General features: G+C 39.9%; 24 protein-coding genes. 5 read left to right on the top strand and 19 right to left on the bottom strand.

Annotated features, from left to right (window positions below; translation table 11 throughout):
• Positions 1–242 precede the first annotated feature (242 nt).
• The 4 genes from Q1B03_RS08480 to Q1B03_RS08465 form a co-directional block, all read right to left on the bottom strand.
• A complete protein-coding gene (locus Q1B03_RS08480; RefSeq protein WP_299740343.1) occupies positions 243–2,228 on the bottom strand; it encodes a TRAP transporter permease in 1,986 nt (661 codons plus the stop codon).
• Positions 2,215–2,733 (bottom strand): DUF1850 domain-containing protein, encoded by a 519-nt coding sequence (locus Q1B03_RS08475; protein ID WP_299740341.1) that lies wholly within the window; start codon positions 2,731–2,733, stop codon positions 2,215–2,217. Before Q1B03_RS08475 ends, Q1B03_RS08480 begins: the two co-directional genes overlap by 14 nt.
• A gap of 120 nt (positions 2,734–2,853) precedes the next feature.
• Entirely contained in the window at positions 2,854–3,846 is a 993-nt protein-coding gene (locus Q1B03_RS08470) for a TAXI family TRAP transporter solute-binding subunit (protein WP_299740339.1), read from the bottom strand.
• Positions 3,847–4,160: 314 nt separating this feature from the next.
• A complete protein-coding gene (locus tag Q1B03_RS08465; RefSeq protein ID WP_299740337.1) occupies positions 4,161–4,715 on the bottom strand; it encodes a phosphatidylglycerophosphatase A in 555 nt (184 codons plus the stop codon).
• Between the two features lie 151 nt (positions 4,716–4,866).
• Here Q1B03_RS08465 and Q1B03_RS08460 point away from each other — a divergent pair, with 151 nt between their 5' ends.
• The 4 genes from Q1B03_RS08460 to Q1B03_RS08445 all read left to right on the top strand — a co-directional run bounded on the left by Q1B03_RS08460 (position 4,867) and on the right by Q1B03_RS08445 (position 7,514).
• The gene (locus Q1B03_RS08460; protein WP_299740335.1) at positions 4,867–5,592 is read left to right on the top strand and encodes an esterase family protein; all 726 of its coding nucleotides are present in this window, start codon (positions 4,867–4,869) and stop codon (positions 5,590–5,592) included.
• 172 nt (positions 5,593–5,764) lie between these two features.
• Entirely contained in the window at positions 5,765–6,283 is a 519-nt protein-coding gene (locus Q1B03_RS08455; RefSeq protein ID WP_299740333.1) for a YjcG family protein, read from the top strand.
• A 3-nt stretch (positions 6,284–6,286) separates the two neighbouring features.
• Positions 6,287–6,709 carry a GNAT family N-acetyltransferase gene (locus Q1B03_RS08450; protein WP_299740331.1) on the top strand — a complete coding sequence of 141 codons (423 nt, stop codon included), beginning with the start codon at positions 6,287–6,289 and terminating at the stop codon, positions 6,707–6,709.
• Positions 6,710–6,839: 130 nt separating this feature from the next.
• Positions 6,840–7,514 carry a DUF421 domain-containing protein gene (locus Q1B03_RS08445; protein WP_299740329.1) on the top strand — a complete coding sequence of 225 codons (675 nt, stop codon included), beginning with the start codon at positions 6,840–6,842 and terminating at the stop codon, positions 7,512–7,514.
• On the opposite strand, the gene Q1B03_RS08440 is transcribed toward Q1B03_RS08445, so the two are convergent.
• The 10 genes from Q1B03_RS08440 to Q1B03_RS08395 form a co-directional block, all read right to left on the bottom strand.
• Positions 7,511–8,407: an MBL fold metallo-hydrolase gene (locus Q1B03_RS08440; protein WP_299740327.1), complete on the bottom strand. Its 897-nt coding sequence runs from the start codon at positions 8,405–8,407 to the stop codon at positions 7,511–7,513. The genes Q1B03_RS08445 and Q1B03_RS08440 overlap by 4 nt on opposite strands.
• 115 nt (positions 8,408–8,522) lie before the next feature.
• The gene (locus Q1B03_RS08435) at positions 8,523–8,801 is read right to left on the bottom strand and encodes a hypothetical protein (protein ID WP_299740325.1); all 279 of its coding nucleotides are present in this window, start codon (positions 8,799–8,801) and stop codon (positions 8,523–8,525) included.
• A gap of 217 nt (positions 8,802–9,018) precedes the next feature.
• Complete coding sequence (locus tag Q1B03_RS08430; protein ID WP_113970022.1) at positions 9,019–9,279, bottom strand: stage VI sporulation protein F; 261 nt, start codon at positions 9,277–9,279, stop codon at positions 9,019–9,021.
• Between the two features lie 403 nt (positions 9,280–9,682).
• Positions 9,683–9,799 (bottom strand): YjcZ family sporulation protein, encoded by a 117-nt coding sequence (locus tag Q1B03_RS08425; protein ID WP_082051146.1) that lies wholly within the window; start codon positions 9,797–9,799, stop codon positions 9,683–9,685.
• 80 nt (positions 9,800–9,879) lie between these two features.
• Complete coding sequence (locus Q1B03_RS08420) at positions 9,880–10,572, bottom strand: DUF421 domain-containing protein (RefSeq protein ID WP_299740322.1); 693 nt, start codon at positions 10,570–10,572, stop codon at positions 9,880–9,882.
• Between the two features lie 15 nt (positions 10,573–10,587).
• A complete protein-coding gene (gene spoVAE / locus Q1B03_RS08415) occupies positions 10,588–10,944 on the bottom strand; it encodes a stage V sporulation protein AE (RefSeq protein WP_044337663.1) in 357 nt (118 codons plus the stop codon).
• 18 nt (positions 10,945–10,962) lie between these two features.
• Positions 10,963–11,979, bottom strand: coding sequence for a stage V sporulation protein AD (gene spoVAD, locus Q1B03_RS08410; protein WP_299740318.1), 1,017 nt, complete (start codon positions 11,977–11,979; stop codon positions 10,963–10,965).
• Complete coding sequence (gene spoVAC, locus Q1B03_RS08405; RefSeq protein ID WP_299740316.1) at positions 11,979–12,449, bottom strand: stage V sporulation protein AC; 471 nt, start codon at positions 12,447–12,449, stop codon at positions 11,979–11,981. Before spoVAC ends, spoVAD begins: the two co-directional genes overlap by 1 nt.
• Before the next feature lie 12 nt (positions 12,450–12,461).
• On the bottom strand, positions 12,462–12,929 hold the full coding sequence (locus Q1B03_RS08400; RefSeq protein WP_299740314.1) for a sporulation protein: 468 nt from the start codon (positions 12,927–12,929) through the stop codon (positions 12,462–12,464).
• A gap of 264 nt (positions 12,930–13,193) precedes the next feature.
• The gene (locus tag Q1B03_RS08395) at positions 13,194–13,544 is read right to left on the bottom strand and encodes a DUF1360 domain-containing protein (protein ID WP_299740312.1); all 351 of its coding nucleotides are present in this window, start codon (positions 13,542–13,544) and stop codon (positions 13,194–13,196) included.
• Between the two features lie 128 nt (positions 13,545–13,672).
• Here Q1B03_RS08395 and Q1B03_RS08390 point away from each other — a divergent pair, with 128 nt between their 5' ends.
• The gene (locus Q1B03_RS08390) at positions 13,673–14,158 is read left to right on the top strand and encodes a CotY/CotZ family spore coat protein (RefSeq protein ID WP_299740310.1); all 486 of its coding nucleotides are present in this window, start codon (positions 13,673–13,675) and stop codon (positions 14,156–14,158) included.
• 47 nt (positions 14,159–14,205) lie between these two features.
• On the opposite strand, the gene Q1B03_RS08385 is transcribed toward Q1B03_RS08390, so the two are convergent.
• The 5 genes from Q1B03_RS08385 to mgtE form a co-directional block, all read right to left on the bottom strand.
• Complete coding sequence (locus Q1B03_RS08385; RefSeq protein ID WP_299740308.1) at positions 14,206–14,760, bottom strand: CotO family spore coat protein; 555 nt, start codon at positions 14,758–14,760, stop codon at positions 14,206–14,208.
• Between the two features lie 148 nt (positions 14,761–14,908).
• A complete protein-coding gene (fabI, locus tag Q1B03_RS08380; protein ID WP_113969974.1) occupies positions 14,909–15,685 on the bottom strand; it encodes an enoyl-ACP reductase FabI in 777 nt (258 codons plus the stop codon).
• An 81-nt stretch (positions 15,686–15,766) separates the two neighbouring features.
• Positions 15,767–16,252, bottom strand: coding sequence for a DinB family protein (locus Q1B03_RS08375; protein ID WP_299740305.1), 486 nt, complete (start codon positions 16,250–16,252; stop codon positions 15,767–15,769).
• Positions 16,253–16,364: 112 nt separating this feature from the next.
• Positions 16,365–18,227, bottom strand: a complete 1,863-nt coding sequence (locus tag Q1B03_RS08370) for a monovalent cation:proton antiporter family protein (protein ID WP_299740303.1) — start codon at positions 18,225–18,227, stop codon at positions 16,365–16,367.
• A gap of 21 nt (positions 18,228–18,248) precedes the next feature.
• A complete protein-coding gene (mgtE, locus tag Q1B03_RS08365; protein WP_299741279.1) occupies positions 18,249–19,592 on the bottom strand; it encodes a magnesium transporter in 1,344 nt (447 codons plus the stop codon).
• Between the last annotated feature and the right edge of the window lie 149 nt (positions 19,593–19,741).

The raw sequence follows: 19,741 nt of genomic DNA, 5'->3' as shown, positions 1-19,741 counted from the left end.
GCCCCATTGAAATAATCTATATGAATCCTGAGTCCATTTGTACGAAAAGAAAAATCATAGTAAAAAAAATCGATGGGGACATTATTCTGGCCTATTGCTTTTTACGAGAAGCGTTTCGCCGATTCAGACTACATGATATTTTGGCCGCTTATCCCCTTCTTTGTTATGAGAAACGAACTATATCCTAGTTGGTAACTAAAATACAAGAGGCTGACCCTATAAAGGGCCAGCCTCACGTTTGTTTATGCTGTTGCTTTCGTTGGTGTTTTGTCTTCCCTTTTAATGAAGAATTGTAAAGCCAACATTACACCGAACAGGATTAATCCTAAGATATCTGTCATGCCCTCTGGATAGATCAGCATTAATCCAGCTGCTACACAAAGAAAACGTTCTATAATATACACTCTTCGGTACCAATATCCAATCATACCTGCACCAATGGCCATCATTCCCGTAATGGCGGTAAATACAACCCATAATAATTCAGGGATTGTTGTATCAATCATAAGCAACTCAGGAGACAGTACGAACATATACGGAATGATAAAGGCGGCAATCGCTAATTTGGCAGAATTGACCCCGGTCCGTATCGGCTCCCCTCCTGATACCCCTGCGGCGGCAAATGCTGCAAGAGCCACTGGTGGCGTGATATCTGCGATGATACCAAAGTAAAAGACAAATAAATGAGCCGCTAACTCAGGTGCACCTAACAGGATGATCGCAGGTGCCGCGATTGTGGACGTGATTACATAGTTGGCCGTTGTTGGTGATCCCATTCCCAACACAATCGATGCAATCATCGTAAACACCAATGTCAGGATTAATTTACCTTCTGTTGAATTTGTTAAGTCTGCAGCAAGGTCAACCAAACCATTCGCAAGTGTAAGGCCTAATCCGGTTTTCGTCACTACCCCGACAATCATCCCTGCAGCAGCAGTCGCTACAGCTACGGAAAGAGCAGTCCGAGCACCATCTACTAGTGCGTCGACTGCATCTTTAAAGCCAATCCTTGTCTCTTTTCGAATCGCACTAATCACGATTGTAGCAACAATTGACCAAAGTGCTGCACGCATAACACTCATACCACTGACTAATAAAATAATGACCGTAAGAATCGGCATTAATAAGTAGATTTTCTTTAAAACTTCTTTACGATTCGGCATTTCTTCGTCTGAAAGTCCCCGAAGACCGATGCGCTTCGCTTCAAAATGAGTCATAATCCAAATTCCTGTGAAATACAAAAGAGCAGGAATGGTGGCAGCCTTTGCAATATCCCAGTAAGAGATACCACCGATGAATTCAACCATTAGGAATGCTGCAGCTCCCATGATTGGGGGCATTAACTGGCCACCCGTTGATGCTGCTGCCTCTACTCCACCTGCAAACTCTTTACGATAGCCAAGCTTTTTCATCATTGGAATCGTAAAGGAACCAGATGTTACAACGTTCGCAACGGAACTTCCGCTGATCGTTCCTTGCAATGCACTCGAGAATATGGCAACCTTTGCAGGACCACCAGTGCGTTTACCGGCGATCGCAACAGCCAGATCATTAAAGTATTGACCCACGCCGGTTTTAACGAGGAAGGCACCGAATAACAAGAACAGGAAGATGAAGGTTGCTGAAACATATAATGGCGTTCCAAGAATCCCTTCACTTGTGAAGAACATCGTTTTAACGATATCGTCCCAATCATAGCCTCTATGTGCCAGGAATCCAGGCATCAATCTTCCATAATACATATAGAGAATGAATGAAGAGGCAATAATGGTGATGGGCAAGCCGACAGCACGACGGGTTGCTTCTAATACTAAGATCATCGCAGCAAAACCAACATAAAAATCAAGCGATGTCATTAATCCGACTCTGCTGACAATGTCGTCCTGCATAATCGGCCAATACGCTCCAATTCCGACAGATATGATAGAGAGAACGACATCATACCAAGCCACTTTATCTTTACGTAAATTTTTCTTTCTTGCCGGGAATAACAGAAAGACAAGTGATAAAGCGAACCCTAGATGTATGGATAATAATAATTGTCTAGGGATGAATTGAAAGATTGATGCTACTAATTGAAATAATGAAAATGCTAATAAACCAAAGAATATAACCCATTTGAACAGTCCATGATGCAGCTTTCTCGTTGATGATTCAGGATCATATTTTTCTAGTAGTTCTTGTTGTTGTTCGGAGGTTAATGATTCGAATTCTTTATCTTTTTCCAACAACAGTCACTCCTTTCCACTGATCATAAAGTGATTGTTTCTTTAATTGTACCCGAACGACAGACCCTTTATCGAAATAGTCGGCTAAAGGATAGGCCTTACCATCAACCACGAGTCGATGATTGGCAACTACTTGCCCGATTCGGATATCAATGTACGGAAACACTTTATTCATATTTGAAATTAAGTATTTTCCTTCCTTTGTTACTTCAAAGTGTTCATTTCCTTCTGCATTTGCAGGCATGCCAATGGCAGTATCCTCATAAAGTAGCTTTGTTTGTTGAATTTGATCTGTAGATTGGCGATAAAACTCTTCTACTTCTGAGAGATGGATAGAATGAGTGTAACGAACCGAAAAAGTATGATCATCAGGTAGTCTGAAATTGACAGGATCACCCTCCGTACTCCTCGGTTCGATTACCAGATATGTTTGAAAGGGAATAAAAGTGATGAATAAAAGAGCAAGAATAATGAGAATTGTTCCTATGAATGTAATTTTCTTCATAACAAAGTCCCCACCATTCCATTTACGACTGCTTTACTTACCATATTTTTAGCCTATACCAAAACAAAAGAATAGACCGTTTTACGCGGCCTATCCCTTCGTCTATCTGCTGGTGTGGATCTATTCCATTGAAACGCCTTTTTCATCAAAGTATTTCTTCGCACCAGGATGTAATTCAATTCCCATACCCTTCAGTCCATCTTCAGCCTTGATTAACTTACCTTTGGCATGAGTGATTGCATCTGTATTTTCAAAAATGGCTTTTGTAACATCATAGATTACATCTTCGGAAATATCAGCATTTGTTACTAACATTGCACGAACAGCAACTGTTGTAACTGCCTCATCGACTTTACTGTACGTCCCAGAAGGAATTTCGTCCTCGGAGTAGTACGGATATTTTTCGATCAGCTCACTGATTTTGCCGGATTCAACTGGTACGATTGCGATGTCTTCCGTTGCTGCTAACCCTTCAACCGCTCCTGTTGGCGTACCTGAAGTGATGAACGCTGCATCGATTGTACCATCTTGGATACCTGTTGTTGAATCATCAAATGATAAGTTACGAGCCTCTAAATCTTCTAAAGTGATTCCGTGAACTTCCAGGATTTGTTTCGCATTAAGTAAAGTTCCTGATCCTGCTTCACCGACTGAAACGACTTTACCCTTTAAATCTTCAACTGACTGGATACCTGAATCCTTTGTTGTAACGATTTGAATCGTTTCAGGATAAAGAGTAGCAATTCCACGTGCATTTTCTACCTTGTTATCGCTGAACATTTCTGTTCCTTCAGATGCATAAGAAGCGATATCTGTTTGTGTAAAAGCGATTTCAGTTTTTCCATCTTTAATAGATGCCATATTTTCCGCAGATGCACCAGATGTTGAAGCAGATGCTTTAATTCCTGTTTCATCTTGAATGATTTTAGCAAATGTTCCGCCTAACGGGTAATATGTACCCCCTGTTCCACCTGTAGCAATTCCAATGAAGTCAACCTCTTTGTTACCTTCACCCTCAGATGATCCTCCACCTGATCCGCCGCCACATGCAGCAAGAATGACAGATAGAACTAGAAGTAGTGCAGTGCTTAGAAATAAACTGCGTTTTTTCATATTCTAATTCCCCCTATTAAATTTTATACGTTAACGAAATAATTGTAACACAGTCTGTAACAATCTTGTCAAATCAAATACATAAACCTTTAACATTTTTCATAAAAAAACTATCTTCACACCCCATTTTGCGATCGGGACCTGTAATGTGGCTTGTTCCAATCTTGTCAGTCATTTCACAAATGTATAGAGAATGTATAAAGCGGTTACATTTCCCGACCCTTTTTTCATCCATCACAGATATTTGTCCATATAAAAAAGACTGAAAAAGAATCATTCCTCTTCAGTCCATCTGTTATATATCAAAGTACATTCTAACCTATTAACTCTTCATCCTCAAACTTCATCTTATCTTCTTCCGAGATATTTTCTTCACGATCCCTCAAGCTATGTGCAATTCTTGAAGATGCATTCGCCGCAATACTTGCCACGATATCATCTAAAAAGGTATGTACACCCTTCCCGTTCTTCGTATCCAAGTCGCGGATGATGCCAATCTTATTTTTGTCAAGATGACCAAAAGTGGTAACAGCGATGCTTCCATAACCAAGTGCTGCACCCAATGCAATGGTCTCGTCTACTCCAAATAAGCCCTCATCTGATTCCACAATCGATTGAAGGGGCTCGGAAAGCTTCTTCTCCTCAGCAAGTTGATCTAATTCCACCCCTACGAGGATCGCATGCTGAATCTCCCTTTTCAACAACACTTTCTTCACACTGTCGATACAATCTTCCATATTTAATCCATTATTATATGGATACTGCATTTCATAGACGATTTCAGCAATATCCTCTATTAATACGCCCCTATCTTTCAGCCTTTGTAAGGCAGCTTTGGTTACATCTCTTGAATGTACAGGTTTGCTCATTCTGATACCCCTTTCTAAACAGTCCATCAACTTACTTAAATTATAGCATTGTTTTGAATTTTCGTATTGCAATCCGCTTTAGGGAATTATCCTAGAGAATATGATACAATCTTTCTGTAAACGTTAACACTGATTATAGGAGGCTATCGTCATGACAACCGCAAGAGGAACTGTAACCGAATTAAACCTCTTTAGTAAAGAATTGAATGAAGAGATCAAGATGCTCGTATACCTTCCAGCTACTTTTTCTCCCCTCTATAAATATTCACTCCTGATTACCCAGGATGGTAAAGACTACTTCCAACTTGGAAGAATACCTAGATTAGTCGATGAACTTCTCGGGAATAGGGAAATTGAAAACATGATCATCGTCGGGGTTCCTTATAAAAATGTTGAGGATCGCAGAAGAAAATATCACCCGCACGGTGAAGAAAATGATGCTTACATCCGCTTTTTAGCACATGAATTGGTCCCGTATCTGGATGAGCATTATCCTACCTATCATATGGGGATGGGACGTGCCCTGGTTGGTGATTCATTAGGAGCGACCGTTTCACTAATGACCGCATTGAAATATCCAAATACATTTGGCAAGGTTCTTCTTCAGTCACCTTTCGTCAACGAGAAAGTGTTAGAAGCAGTGGAAAACTTCTCACAACCTCACCTATTAAGCATTTACCATATCATTGGTCAGCAAGAAACAGAGGTGAAAACGACGGACGGGAAAGTCAAAGACTTCTTAAATCCAAACCGTCAGCTTCACGAAACATTCGATCATAATGGATTCTCTTCCTTTTATGATGAATTTGACGGGGACCACACCTGGAAACACTGGCAGCCTGATCTAAGACGTGCCTTAAAGATGATGTTCAGCTAAACAATTGTTCGTTCACCTCTTTCAAGCATACTCATCAAATGAACGGAGGGAAGCTATTTTCTGCATATTGAAAAGTACCTTCCCTCTTTCGTTCGCCCTATATTAAATTTTTGAAAAATTTGCTATACTATACATATTACAAAGATAGTTAAATAGAGGAGGATTGAAGAAAATGAATTATGGTATAGTCATTTTCCCATCGAAAAAGCTACAAGATATCGCAAACTCTTATAGGAAACGTTATGATCCTCATTATGCTTTAGTTCCACCACATTTGACATTAAAAAATGTCTTTAGTGCAGATGATGATCAAATCAAAGATATCGCTAATAAATTAGCTGCTATTTCAAAGAAATATGATCCATTCAATCTTAAAGTGTATAAAGTAAGTTCTTTTCAGCCTGTGAACAATGTAATCTATTTCAAGGTGAACTCCACTCCTGAACTGCAAGGGTTACACGATGACATGCATAGTCAAAACTTCATGGGTGACGAGCCGGAATTCGCTTTCGTTCCTCACATAACTGTCGCACAAAAGCTTTCAAATGATGAACACTCCGATATTTTCGGATCATTGCGTATGCTTGGAATCGATCATGAAGAAACCATTGACCGATTTCACTTGTTGTATCAATTAGAAAACGGGTCTTGGACAGTATACGAAACCTTCCGTTTAGGAAAGGAAGAGTAAGAGTTGAAAGTCGAAGTTGCCAAAACAGAAGATCAAATCCAAGAGGTATTCAACATAAGAAAGACAGTGTTTGTGGAAGAACAAAAGGTTCCCCTTGAAGAAGAAATCGATGAATTCGAAAATGATTCCACACACTTTGTCCTCTATGATCAAAACCACGCAGTAGGTGCCGGTCGATTCCGTATTCTCGACGGAATCGGGAAAGTGGAAAGAATATGCGTTTTAGAGTCTGCCAGAGGAAAAGGAGCAGGTCGTGAAATCATGCTCGCCATCGAAGAATACGCTAAGCAACAGCCCTTATCTCAATTAAAATTAAATGCTCAAACATATGCAATCCCTTTTTATGAGAGCTTAGACTACAAAGTTACGTCTGATGAATTTCTGGACGCAGGGATCCCTCATAAAGCGATGAAAAAGGATATCTAAAAGGAACAAGCAATTAAGCAGATCAGCTTAATTGCTTGTTCCTTTTTTGCTTTATCAATTCCCATATAAAGAAGTATATTACATTATCAACTCGTCGATAATGAGATAGTGTATGGGAAGGGGGATCCTTATGGAATTCATGTCGATTGCCGTCGAGTTAATCGTAGGATATTTTGCCTTATTGATTCTTACAAAAATCCTTGGTAAGACTCAAATCACACAAATATCTGCTTTTGATTTCATTTCAGCACTAATATTAGGTGAACTTGTAGGTAACTCCCTTTATGATGGCAAAGTCAGTGTGCTTCCGATCCTTACAGCCATTTTCATTTGGGGCAGCTTGATCTTTTTCACGGAGTATTTCACTCAGAAATCGAGACGATTCCGCCATATGCTGGAAGGAACACCTGCATTGATCATTAATAAAGGGAAGATTAACTTTGATGAACTCAAGAAGAATCACTTAGATCTTAATCAGCTTCAGCATTTACTTCGTGCTAAAGATATTTTCTCAGTCAGGGAATGTGAATATGCCCTATTAGAGTCTGACGGTACACTAAGTGTCATTAGAAAGCCCCTTTATGAAATCGTTCAGCGCCAAGACCTGAATATCCCTGCGAAAACAGCTACTCTCCCACTATCTTTAATCGTGGACGGAGAAATCGTTTATGATAATTTAAAGCTAGCCGAGCAAAAAGAGGATTGGCTGTTGAAAGAAATAAAAAAACAAGGCTTCCTCTCTTCCGAAGACGTTTTATATGCCGAATGGGAAGAAGGAGAAAGCCTGTTAGTCCAAGGGTATTAATGGGGCATAACGATGAGTTCATTCTCTCTTATCGTGAAGGATAGGAGTTTCTTTCTTTCAAGACTGGTAAGATAAGCCGTCACCGACGTTCTGAACAAGAGCCATTGCCCCACATTCGATACAGTTATTTTATGTAACTGCAAATACTCTTTTACTACTTTTTCAAAGGAACAACCTTCTGAACTCTCATTCACAAGTGTGAGAAGTGAGTTCATTCGTTCTTCATGAAGATCGATATTCTCTTGGACCGTTTCAACATAGCTCTCTTCATAGTTTCCGTGACCTGGAATTGCTCCTTTGCATGTAATGTGAAGGAGTTTTTTTAATGAATCCAGGGTTTGATCCGCATCCACAATAAACGGAACAACATGTTTTTCCAACGTCTCCCTGCCAAAATAACTGTCCGCCGCATATAAAATACCATCCATAAGGAGTCCCACCTGACCATATGAATGTCCCGGTAAGTCAATTGCTTCGAAAATGAAAGGGCCAATGCTATTTTCACCAACATTCAATTCATCATCAACGGCCACTGATTGTCCTTCTAGAAATTTATTTCTCAAATCTTTTATGGGATTTGCTCCATTAAACAGATAAATGGGCTCCAATATCGAATTCTCTATAATCGCTTTTTCTATTTTAGGAGCAAATAATTGGATCTCGTATTTTTTTTTCAGGTAGTGAGCTCCGCCAAAATGATCTGCGTGGGCATGAGTGATCACACAATAATTCAGGGGCAGGCCTTCATTTTTTATTATTTTGATCACTTTCTTCATCGATGCATCATCCAGTCCGCAGTCTATGAGGAGACCCTTTCCTTCTTTCACGCAGTAACCTATCGTAACGCTTCCTGTAAATGCATAGCAATGCTCAGTAAGGCTTTGTAGTTTCAAGTTATTACCTCCAGATATGTCAGGAGCTCAAGATCAGTTAAATAAAAAAACCCTAAGGAAGGCTGCACCTTTTGGGATTTTTCAATTTGCCTATAAGTGACCCCCTTAAACTTCTTTATACATATTCGTTAAAATGGTTTCCTTTTCCTGTTAACTGGGCTAATAATTTTGACGGGATGGACGGTTTAGTGAATGCTTGGTATGAAGTTTTGCGTTGTTTTGATCGATATACATGATTGGATGTTCCTGTCTCTTCAGGATGTGCTTGAGATTTATTTTTCATGGGCTTCACTGATTGGACGGGGAGATAGGTGAACGGATGTTTTTCAACTTTTAATTCGCGCTCTTGATACTGTTTATACTGATGGTGAGGAATTGGTGCGATGTATCCCACTTTCATTACCTCCTTGGTAGTAGTTACCCATTTAAGGTTGTGCAATAAACTTTCTGGTGGCTTCCCGTTCGTATGCTGAGACTTTGCAGACCTATGTATAACGAACAACCTGGTGGCTTTGATTGTACTCTCCCAAGGCAAAAAAGAAAGGAGAATTAACATAAAATACGTGCCGGCACACATCTTTATGTCCATTCTCCTTTATTTATATATACCTTTATTTCTTCCCCTTATTTAACATATTGGAAATGGTTCCAAAGTCTAATTGCTTTCCATCATTCACAATCGACTGCACTATCTTATTTTCCATTTCCTTGTTTACAGGTTTATTGGCAATTTTGGATACGCGTTTAATGACGCTTCTGACCGTTGCTTCATCTTTGAAGTTTGCATTTTGTAATGAGTTCGCAAGCTCTAACACTTCGTTCATGTTAACGCCTGTCTTCTTCTCTAAATTCTTAAAAAAGTTATTATTCATTTCCTTAACGCCTCCTTTTAACTATAAGCATCATATGTAAAAAACCCAGGAGCGTGATTATGAATTGGTTTTTTTGAAGATTGAGGATGTTTTTATTTATTTTAGATCGTCTTTACACGATTTTTTTAGAGGACTCGTTGAAGGTTGAAAATCTCTTTGGTATTGTAATTGAATTTAGTGGCCATAAGAATGTTTATTATCGACTTTTCTGATTTATTATCGACTTCGGCCCTTTTATTATCGACTTCCTACCGGTACAACTTCACCACGTTTATTTTCATCTCACTTTCCATCACCTTTCCTGGCACTTCAAACGTATCCATAATCCTCAAAGTGACGCTTCCCCCAATAAAACAAAAAGACAAAATCCCTCCTGTGAGGATTCTGCCTTTTGTACCCCTTTCTAACAGAAGCTAGCTCCAACGATAATTAAAAGAATGAAAAGCACAACGATTAATACAAAAGTTGAACCATATCCGCCTCCGCCATAACCGCAGCCACCGTAACCATATCCATACATTTTAGTATCACCTCTCTTTTACCTTTAGTCTCTTATAACATATGTAAACAGAGAGGAATACGTATGGGCTTTTCAAGATATTATTGTGTGTTTGTCCAATTGTACAGGTCGAAGGTCAGATTTCCTTCACGGTCCAGCTGGGCAAGGAAAATGGATTCAACCTGTAATTGTCTTTTGGTTAGTTCTTTTTGTAACCAGGGCAGGGGAAACCCGACTTCTTGTAGAGCCGCTTCATCTATTTTCCCGTCTGAAATGACAGCCTGTGGAGGAGTGGTTTTTTGTGAGATTTTATATATATCTTCTCGAACAAGTGGCCTCTTTTCTTTTTTGAGCAAAACACTTAGATCACCATTGGTGTCCAGTGAAGCGAACTCGACATCTGCAGCACGGAAAACATCTTTTTTTCTTAATTGTTCCAACAGTTCGTCAACGGAATACTGTTCTTTCTTTAAAGCCTTCTCATCGATATTTCCATCTTTTATAAATACGGTTGGTTTTCCTTCAGCAAATCGTCTAAACCTAATGCTTTTAAGTGACAAATAGGAGAACAGGAGTGGGAACGTAAACCATAAGAGGATGCTCATAAGGCCTTCACTTAATGGCAGGCCCAGATCCATCGAGAGAGTCCCTGCAATGCTTCCAACCGTGATTCCTGTAATGTACTCAAAAAAGGAGAGTTTAGAAAGCTGTTTTTTCCCTAATAATTTTGTAATGGCGAATAGGGAAAGTAAAATGAATATACTGCGTAATGCCACCTCTAAGTACTCAGGCATCAATCTTCACCTCTATTATCCTTTTGGCTTAAAAAGGAGAGCTCCAATGAAACCGAATATGATTGCGGAGGAGATCCCGGAGCTTGTCACTTCAAACATGCCTGTAAGGACTCCCACTATCCCATGTTCCTGTGATTCCTGCATAGCACCATTGACCAGTGCGTTACCAAAGCTCGTTATTGGGATTGTCGCCCCTGCTCCGGCAAAATCTATGAGAGGCTCATATAACCCAAAACCTGAAAAAACCGCTCCTGCCACAACCAGTAAGCTGAGTGTATGGGCTGGGGTTAATTTAGCAACATCAAACAGCAATTGACCAATCACACAAATGATCCCGCCTATTGTAAAGGCCCAAAAAAACATTGCTAACACTTCGCTTCCTCCTTTCCTTTACATATATTCGATGGAAACCGCATGAGCAATACAGGGGATCGTTTCCCCTTGTTGAAATGTCAGAGGTGATAACAAAGCTCCCGTCGCAATAACTAAAATGCGTTTATATGTTCCTTTTTTCATTTCATTTAATAGGTGTCCATAAAGGACTGTAGCTGAACACCCTGGGCCACTGGCTCCAGATTGGACTGGCTGATCATTTCCATATATCAGCATTCCACAATCTTGAAACTGATGTTCTGAAAAGTTATATCCCTTTTCCCTTAACAGTTCAATAGCCGTCTTCCGACCGATTTTGGCGAGATCTCCCGTGATGATCAGGTCGTAGTATGAAGGATCTCTGTCCAGATCTTGAAAGTGCCCCGCAATCGTATCCACTGCAGCTGGTGCCATGGCACCTCCCATATTAAAGGGATCTTTCAATCCCATATCCATCACCTTGCCGATGGTTGCAGATGTAACTCTCGGTGCAGGGGTCGTGACTGATGCTCCTTCTCCGATTACCGCATACCCCGCACCTGTTACTGTCCACTGTGCAGTCGGAGGCTTTTGACCTCCATATTCAGTCGGGTAGCGGAACTGTTTCTCTGTTGCGGAATTGTGGCTTGATGCCCCAGTCACAATATGATGAGCACCATGATAGTTAACCAGGAATGCAGATAATGCCAAACCCTCCATGGACGTTGAGCATGCTCCGAATAAACCGAAGTAAGGGATTCCGTTGGTTCTGGCAGCAAAACTTGATGGGGTAATTTGATTAATAAGATCCCCCGTTAAGAAAAACTGTACATCGCTTTTTTGGAGAGACTGTTTTTCCAGGGCTATTTGAACGGCATCTTCAATGAGTGTTCGATTGGCTTTTTCATACGTATTCTGGCCCATCCAGAGGTCATCATAAAACTGATCGAAGTCGGCAGCTAAGTTCCCTTTCTTTTCAAAGGGGCCGCCAACGACACCGGTAGACAGGATGACAGGATGTGAAGGAAATACCCATGACCTTGAACCTTGAAGCATTAAATCACCCCCAATTGAATTAAGATCGTCTTGATTAATGCAACGACAAAAGCAGAAAATACTCCGAAAACAATAACAGAACCCGCCAATTTAAATATGTTACCGCCTACCCCTAAAACATATCCTTCCGTTTTATGTTCAATGGCTGCTGCAATAACAGAATTTCCGAACCCTGTTACCGGAACCGCACTACCAGCTCCGGCAAATTGGCCAATATGATCATAGACTCCAAATCCGGTCAGTAGCATCGCTATGAATACCATCGTTGCAACGGTTGGATTTCCTGCCGTCTGCTCAGTAAAGTTGAAGAAATAAATGTACATATACGTAATGGCCTGCCCAATTAAACAGATGAAGCCCCCAACAAAGAATGCCTTGATGATATTTTTCAGGAGGGGGCGCTTTGTTTCATATTTTTTTTCTAATTGCTCATACTTTTTCTGTTCGGGTGTTTTTGGTACTTTCCCCACAAAACATTCCTCCTACGTCTTTTCCTTTTGAAGCTTTACAATCTCCTGAAACTTTTTTTCCGCATCCTTCTTTGAAATTGAACCTCTCTTTAGTTTTTCCTTTAGGCGGATCGTTTCAAGGAATATCTTGTAATCACTGGATAAAATAAAGTCTTCACCTGAGTACTTATCTTCTAGATATTGATCCATCTTTTTTTCGATTTTCTTCATATGGAATCTTTGTAAGTGCTTTACCTTATATACAACGAGCGTTTCTTCTTTTCCTTGAATAACCGCTACGTCATAAAGCTCTTTCATTTTCGATATTTCTCGCTTTATGGCGTGACCGTAGCTATCTGTTTCAGGATTATCCACTAATTCAATGGGTGGTGGATCGGTTTTCTTCATAAGCGCAATCTTGCTATCGTTTCCATCTTCCTTATTGGCGCATCCTATTAAGACCAGTAAAGTAATTGGAACGATGATTCGTTTTTTGTTCATGACATATCCCTCTTTTGTTTGTACTCACCTTTTATTTTTTTCTTAAAGTCAGATTTTATGAAAAAAAAAAGACTGCCCAATATGAGCAGCTTTATCTTTTCTTCGCTTTTCCACAACCGCATCCTTTTTTCTTAATGGGAGTGTTGGTTGGTTTCTTGGTATTTACAGAAGTATTCTTCATCATAATCGACCTCCTTTACCATCCCCCTTACATTCATTGTATGTGAAATAGGGTAAGCTTGTTTCCACTAATTACCTAATTATTTATTCCCTTATCCAACTTTGGACAGCCGCCTCTATTATGGAAGCAACACCAGCAACTGCCAATACTGTTATAAACGGGTTAAAAAACACAGGAATGAAAATATTTCCTACATATAGAATTACAGCAACCCACATACCTGTACACCAATAACACGATATTAGTTCCCCTACAAACCCTTTTACTCCACCCTTTTTGGGTAAAAGGAAAATTTCTTCCACCCCATCTTTTGACATTTCGGGTACTTCATCGAAAAATGGAGATCTCAAAAATTCAGTTATTTTGTCAAAAACGATGAGGTGAGTCATTCTAAACACAGCAAGCCCCAAGATAATGATGTCAAGTATTCCCATACTTCCACTCCTTTTTTAAACTAATATCCAGCCCAATTTAGTCAAAAGGGGCATTTGTCCGTTACCCAAATTCCTCTTCTACAATATGTTATTAATGTAGTGAAAATTATTTAAGGAGGAAAATTCTTATGGGTTGCGGAAATTACAGAAAAGATGACATTGCAGGTGCAAGAGACCGCGGTTGTGTATGCCTTGCTGTTCGTGCTATTAAAGATGTTCAAGATGCAGCAGATCAAGACTGTTTTGATTGTAAAAATGATTGTTTTCTTGAGCCATTAGGATCTTTAGTAAGTCCAGTTGGAAATGCACCAAATACTCGTGTTTTCAAACTCTATAATAAAAAAGGAGACCTATTTAAGGTACACCCTAAACATTATTGCTGGAAAACACCTTACTTCCGTGTGAAGAACGTATTTGACGACTGCTGTGCAACACTTCAAGTATTGAAGAAAGTTCACGTTACAGGTGCAGACGTAGAATCAGAAGACGAATTAATGGGGTTAAACAATAACTTCGTCTACGAATTGACTGGAGATTGTATTACAGTTGATCTGGATTGCTTCTGTGCTATCCAATGTATCGATGATGTTAGAGTAGAAGGCGTTTGTGACTAATCAGTAACGAGAATAAAAAGCCAGTCGGATATTCCGGCTGGCTTCTTTCATTTCAAACCTATGATTTTAATCGCCTTTATAGAATTTCTTTTCAAAGTGATTTCTTCACCTTGAAACGTTTTTATATCAATGGATGCGCTATCTGCACTGGTTAATACACCACGATACACCCCTTCTTCTGTTTGAAACGCACATGGAAATGGGGCTCTCCCCATTATGCTCTGCTGCATATATTCTATTTTCCCATCCAGATCCAGGTCCTTAAAAGGAGTAAGTGGTTTAAAGTAACTGTCATGTGAAAGCTCTTGCCCTAATTCACTGTGAATGGTTTTTGGTTCTTCACTCTTAGGTGACTCTTTTTTTATGGGTTCAGTTTCTCTTTTTACAATAGTATGATATTCAGGCTGTTTTAACTTCCCTAAAGGGGCAGCTTCAAATAACTCAGTGCTTTTCCTTTCAACGGGCCGGACATTTCTTTCTACTTGTTTAGGTTGAACGTTTCTTGACGATGATCCTCTATATACTTCTTGCATGCTGCTGCTGTTCACATCATTTAACCTGGGCTGATGTATATATAATAGTGGCTTTTTCTGTCTATTCAATCCTATCCCTCCATTCATTCTACATTTATATGTATGCAGGATGCGCCTATGAGTTTCTTCTTAGATTCTTGAAAATACTATCAAAACATAACAAAAAGAACCCAGGCTACAAGAAAGTTCTGCAACCTGGGTTCTGTCATTTTTATTTTTAGCCTAATACATGATAACCGGAGTCTACATGCAGGTTCTCACCTGTGATGCCTCTTGAATAATCACTAAAAAGGAATACAGCCGTATCACCGACTTCTTCTTGTGTGGTATTGCGGCGAAGTGGAGCACGTTCTTCGATTTCTTTCAGGATGCTGTTGAAGTCACCTACACCTTTAGCAGATAAGGTACGGATTGGTCCTGCAGAAATGGCATTCACTCGAATACCATGCTTACCAAGATCACTGGCAAGATACTTCACACTTGCTTCAAGAGATGCTTTCGCTACACCCATCACGTTGTAGTTTTGCATCACTCTCTCCCCGCCAAGGTACGTCATGGAAACGATACTTCCACCCTCAGTCATAAGATCCTTTGCCACTTTAGCAACCGCAGTCAATGAATAAGAGCTGATGTTGTGAGCCAGAAGGAAACCGTCTCTTGTTGTGTTCATATAATCTCCAGCCAGCTCTTCTTTATTGGCAAATGCAATACAATGAGCCAGTCCGTGGATCACGCCGACTTCTTCTTTGATGGTTGCAAAGCATTTTTCAATGTCTTCATCACTTGTTACATCACAAGGCAGAACAAGTGAATCTTCGCCGCCTTCTAATGTCCCGGCGAGATCTCTAACTCCTTTTTCAAAACGCTCCCCTGCATATGTAAAAATCAACCGTGCACCGGATTGATGTAATGATCGGGCAATTCCCCATGCTATACTGCGTTTATTTGCAACTCCCATAACGACATATGTTTTACCTTTTAATGAAAGAGTCATTATAATCCTCCTAATTTATACATGTTATTAGTACCTACTACTAATTCTACAGTAATCCATCACAAAAGAAAAGAAGAATTCCTACAGGATTCGCCTTTTAACTTCTTCGATTTGAACTAAATGCCTCTGTTCATGTTTACCGAGAAGCTCTAACACTTGCCATATGGGCATATTTCCAAATCGATGATGATTCATGGATCGACTTTTCAAGCCCTCTTTCGTGTATAACTCCAGGAAGCGTGTAGTGAGTGACCGGGATTCATCTAAGGCTAAAATCAATGCTTCTTTTTTTTGAGGCTCAGAAGTTGGTTCGATTGGTGCCTTCAATTTTTTAGATGGATCATCAAACACGGATAAGTCAGCTCGATTTTCACTTGATCCTGATTGACTCTCCGCTGAATCGAGAGCCAATGTTAAAAATCTTTTTTCAGCTCCAGCCAGATGGAGAACAATTTGAGCTATGCTCCATTCCTCTGGCGAAGGCTGTTCGTTCAACTTCTCTACAGGTACATCCATGAAACTCCCTTTCACCTTTTCCCTGATTTCAATTACTTTTGTTTCCCACATATACTTACCTCCATTTAGTATATCTCTCTTATTAGATATTAGTGGTAAGAGAGTAAACTCCTCTAAAAAATAAAACTTCCCAAGAAAAAATTCTTGGGAAGTTGGTTATTTCTTAGCAATACTCACAGAATTCAAGCTCGCGTTTAAGTTCATCTACATATTCTTTAGAACCGGTCACAATCAAGCGGTCGTTCATGTGCAGTTCTGTATCTCCGTGAGGAACAATGGAGTCTTTCCCTCTAAAGATCCGAACAAAGATAACGTCTCCCGTGAATGGAAATTTCCTGAGTGTCATACCTTCGAACTGACTGTTTAACATCCGGATTTCATATAGGGATGTTTCTTGGTTAGTAAGGATATTCATCACAGAAGGTGACTCGATCAGCGCACGTAATAAGGCTTTCGTTGACAGAAACACGGAATATACTTCAATGTCCTGTTCACGCAGAGTCTCATGTAAGTCTGGACTCTCAACCCTTACAATGACACGATTGACACCATATTCCTTAGCAGTGACGGCAAGTGTTGCATTTATTTCTTCATCACCTGTTGAAATCACTATGATATCAGAGTCAAAGATGTTGTTCTCTTCAAGCGTGTCTATTTCGTAATTATCGATTTCGTTGATGGTAAATAAAGAATCGGCGATATTACGATCAGACTTATCTTGTTTTGTATGATATAAGACCGGCTCATAAAGGGAGGAATGAAGTTCCCTGGAAACCGGCATTGTAAGCTGATTCGCTCCCAAGAATGTAATCTTAAGCTTTTTCTCTTTTGCACTTTCCCTTGGGAAGAGCTTCTTAAAGAATATAGGTGTAATAATACATGTAATCACCGCTACTAAAATGAGCGTACCACTCATTTGTGGTGTGATAATTTCTATTCTCTCCGCGATTTTCGCAGCAGCAATAACGAGTGACAGTGTCGATGTTAATAAGAATGCTGAAGCAATCGTTGTTTTCGTATCATACCAGTACTTCAGCAAGTAAACAGGAATGACTTTCGAAACCAGGAATGCAAGAAGCAGTAATGGAATTAACAGCAGCATCTTTTTATCGCTGAGCAGCGATCCAAGATCCAACTCAACCCCGACCATCACGAAGAATATGGGGATCAGGAATCCATATCCAAAGGAATCAAGCTTATGGACCATTTCCTGATTCGGTGCTAATAATGATACAAGTACACCGGCAAGGAAAGCTCCCAGAATGTTTTCGGCTCCAACCGTCTCAGACACTGCAACCAATAAGATGATTAATGTAAAAACGGCACGTGTACCGATTTGAACGGTTCCTGTTGATAAACTCTTGATGAAGGAGTTGTTCTTTAATCTCTTCGCCAGGAAATATAAGAGGACCCCAACACCAAATAGGATCAGAAGAAGCCACATGTTTCCATGACCTTCACCGTAAAGGGACACAAATACAGCCAGTAATATCATTGTCACAAGGTCGGCAATAACCGCTACAAGCAAAATGATTTGACCAATGGCCGATTTCATTATATGTGCTTCTTTTAGAGTAGGAACGACTACTCCCAGTGAAATCGTTGAAATGATCAAGGTCATTAAGAATGCATTATTAATAAGTCCGAATAAGACGAATAGATAAGACAGTCCAAGTGAAACAAAGAAAATCCCAATAAATATAATGGTGGCTACCTTAAGACGATTCGGTTCTTCTTTTCCATTAGGTAACCGTTCTTTTTTCTTTTTCCCTCCTGAAAAAGCAGTGAAATCAATTTCCAGTCCGCTTAAAAACATAAGAAAAATAAATCCTAAAGTAGACAGTGTTTCTAACCACATGTCCTGGTGAACGATATTAAATCCGCTCTTACCTATTATTAAACCCATAATAATTTCAGCGATTACAACAGGGATAAAATTCAGTTTAAATCGATGTAGCAATATGGGAGTTAAAAATGCTACTAGAATAACAATGACAAGTGATGTAACAGATGCATGTTGTTCCATCTATTCCTCCCCCTCTTCTCTCTATATTAGGTATTTCATAAACAAAGTGGCTAATCCAAAATAAATCAGGATACTGATAATATCATTTATCGTCGTAATGAAAGGACCAGAAGCGACGGCTGGATCCACTTTTAGTTTGTGCATAAGTAAGGGTACTAATGTACCTGCCAATGTCGCAACAAATAATGAGACTAAAACGGAGACTCCCACAAGGACGCCTAAGAAGAATTCACCTTTCCATACATAGACAACAATGCTGACGACTATCCCGCATGTGGTTCCTGTAATAAGTCCGGTTCCCGCTTCACGGATGACAAGGGACATCTTGTTTTCCTTCTCCAGATCACCTGTTGCAATCCCTCTTACGGCTACGGCAAGGGCCTGGGTTCCCGTATTACCAGCCATCCCTGCAATCAACGGGATAAATACAGCAAGAATTGCTACTTTATCTAACGTATCTTCAAATCTCCCGATGAGGCTTGCCGTGAACATTCCAAGAAATAGTAATGCAATTAACCACGGAAGACGCTTTTTCGCTGCATTAAATGGACTTCGGTCGATGGAATCCAAATCGGCGATACCAGCTAACTTTGAGTAGTCATCAGATGCCTCTTCTTCCATGACGTCCATAATATCATCCACCGTGATGATCCCAAGTAAGTGATGCTGAAAATCGACAACTGGCAAGGCAAGGAAATCATAATCCTTCATTTGTCTCGCGACAGCCTCCTGATCTTCGCTGACGCCTACAGCCATAACACGATCACTCATGATTTCCCCGATCATTACCTCATCATGGCTGATGATGAGGTCCCTTAAAGAGATGACCCCGACCAGTTTTTTATCATCATCCACTACATATATGTAGTAAATCGTTTCAGCATTCGGGGCTTCATTTTTCAAAATATACATGGCCGACCGGACGGTCTGATTCTTTGATATGGCGACAAACTCAGTGGTCATGATACTACCGGCTGTATACTCTTCATAGTGCAGTAATTCTTTAATTTCTTTGGCTGATTCATCATCCATTATGGTTAAATAACTAACAACCTGATCTTTATCCAACTCATTCAATACATCTACCGCGTCATCGGCATACATATTGGATAGCATTTCAGCAGCATATGTAGGATTCATCTCGGCTAATATATCCTGATAATCCTCTTCATCTATATCCAGACTTTCAAACAGCTCTGCCATCTCTTCCGGAGAAAGATAATGGTACAGGCGGCTTCGTAAATCTTCTTCTATTTTAGAGAAAAATTTCGCTTGGTCATAAGAGTGTAAATGTACAAACTCTGAACGAAATAAATCCAGATCTTCTTCTTGAAGGGCTCTAATGAGTAGGTCTTCATCATACATTACTTTTTCCTGCTTATCTCTTTCCTTTTCTTGATCTTGAGTTACTTCAGACATCATATACACCCTCCTTCTTATCTTAAATTGTATATAGTCGTAATAATACTAGCAAATCTTAAGACGATTGTCTCTCATGAAATGAATTGGATACG

The sequence above is a fragment of the uncultured Rossellomorea sp. genome, from assembly GCF_947488365.1.
Classification (GTDB): Bacteria; Bacillota; Bacilli; order Bacillales; family Bacillaceae_B; genus Rossellomorea.
This window is presented reverse-complemented; position numbering and strand designations above follow the sequence as displayed.